Source organism: Paenibacillus sp. 01T422 (assembly GCF_056398785.1).
In genome coordinates this window covers 1-2195 of record NZ_JBFTQB010001007.1, presented here as the reverse complement: position 1 = coordinate 2195, position 2195 = coordinate 1, and the positions used below count along the sequence as shown (strand labels likewise).

The window sequence follows — 2195 nt, the reverse complement described above, 5'->3', positions numbered from 1 at the left end:
ATTTACTACATCTCTTTATAGTACTTAACGCGGTAATAAGCGCCGTATCCATGGATGAGCAGATAGGCAAAAGCCAACATCAATACCGTTATTTTATCAATACCCATCAAGGCACGGTTATTCAATGCGTTTGCCCTCCTTATGGAAAGCTAGCTTCCCATAAGGGAAGTATATCGTGCAACAAAAAAATGTAAAGCAGACTTTCCATTTTGACAAATGCGCTCCAGAATATCAACGCCTGGCTCTGCACCAGTTGTATATATTCAGTTTATAAAGCTATTTTATGCTATACAAAGTCATTGAAAATCTTGTGGATTAGGGGAGGAACGAATATGAAAAAAAGTGTCCTAATTAGCGGAGCTAGTTTCGCAGGTCTCTCAACGGCCTACTGGATGAAGGAATTGGGTTACAAGGTCACCGTTGTTGAGATCTCCAAAGGTCTCAAAAAAGGCGGCACGCCTGTAAATATCGGTAGAAATACCATCGACATTGTGAATCGTATGGGGCTGCTTGCCCAAATCCAGTCGAACCATATCAACATGGGATCGATGGAATTCAAGAATTCAGATGATATCACTGAAAGAGTAGAATTACGTGAGGAGAGCACAGAAGTTGAATATGAAATCGAGCGAGATGTATTGCTGAATATCATGTTCGAGGCTGTCAAAGATGATGTCGAGTTTATTTTCGGCGATAGCATCGTGTCGTTGAAGGAAGAAAGCGATGGCGTTGACGTAGTTTTCAAAGGGGGTCATAAGCGCTCGTATGATCTGGTATTCGGTTGTGACGGTATTCATTCGATCGTCAGAAAATTGTGTTTCGGCGAGGAGGCTGAATTTTCGCATTTTCTTAAAACTTATTTCTCGATCACGATCGTGAATAACTTGTTGATCCAGGAGAATACGACACAGATGTACAATGAGCCGGGCAAGGCGATCATGCTGAACGCGTACAACAATAAAACCGATATTGTTCTCTGCTTTTCTTCAGATGTGGAAATCCCGTACGACTATCGAAACGAAGAACAGCAGCGGAATATCATTTTGGATCAGTTTTCCGGATTAGGCTGGCGAACACCAGAACTGCTGGAAGAAGTGAAGAGCTCCAAAACTTTTTACTTTGACAAGCTGTGCCAAATGAAAATGCCCTCATGGACAAAAGGCAGAGTAGCGCTAGTTGGTGATGCTGGATTCTGCGCTTCTCCGGCTGCTGGCATGGGTGGATCACTGGCAATAGATGGAGCAGCCGCTTTGGCTGATGCTTTCCATAAATGCCATGGGCATTTTGAACTTGCGTTCGAAGAATACAATAAGAGTTTCCGTCCTTTCATCGAGGAAATTCAAGCAACCGCGGAAATGTCTGTAGATTTTCTTGTCCCACGAACGGAGGAAGCCATTCGCGAAAGAAATTCGCAAGGACCATTCGCATAGGACATAGCAACGGAGCAGTTTTTTTATAGTTTTGCAGGCTGAAGGATTGGTGCTGAGTCTTTATAATTTACTATGGCGCGGCGGATACGGTTGAATGCTTTGCGACTGCGAATGTGGACGATCTGCTTCGTCCGTCCCTGAAGGCATGTTTATTGATGATGTCAACAATGATTCGATAYCGTTTATTTATGAGGTAAAAGTATAATGAAGCGTCTTGAAGCTGATTTTTTTGTGTTGTAGCTAAGTACATCGTGTATAATTATATCGTAAAGAAGAGTGAAAAAATTATTTGCCTAATGCTGATCTCAACAAATGAAGGGGATATAAATGAACGAAGAGGACGTTAAGCAACGTATTAAGGATTACCAACAGGCAGAAGGAGTACATCCTCTTACTTGTGGAAACAACAATAACCATGAGAAATTATACCCTAAGGTGCTTGAACAAGGCTTGGTTCTTCTATGCCCTAATTGTAAGTACACTCAAACTTACATCCCTGATCTTTTTTTCGATGATGGTTTTTATGAGTGGCTGCGAGGCATGAAGAGCTTGACTTAAATGGAAGCGGATTGTGAATGTTTTAGGATGAACAGTTGTTGGATCGTTTATAGATTAAGAAGACCGGAACCCCTGGAGCTGAGGGTTCCGGTTTTTTGTTAGGAAAGTTTTAGAAGGCTTGGATCAGATAGATCACAAAAATTATCAAGGTAATCACTAAATATATCAATGAAAGCGTATTCTTCCTTTTTGTATGATGTAACTACC

1 protein-coding gene is annotated in these 2195 nt (G+C 41.6%); it reads left to right on the top strand.

What is annotated here, in order from left to right; genetic code table 11:
* Positions 1 to 332: 332 nt before the first annotated feature.
* Entirely contained in the window at positions 333 to 1430 is a 1098-nt protein-coding gene (locus tag AC1DUA_RS34790; RefSeq protein ID WP_477504083.1) for an FAD-dependent monooxygenase, read from the top strand.
* Positions 1431 to 2195: the final 765 nt, after the last annotated feature.

Bases quoted from the DNA above. Each gene is read 5' to 3' on its own strand.
- AC1DUA_RS34790 (WP_477504083.1), top strand. From the start codon at position 333: ATGAAAAAAAGTGTCCTAATTAGCGGAGCTAGTTTCGCAGGTCTCTCA.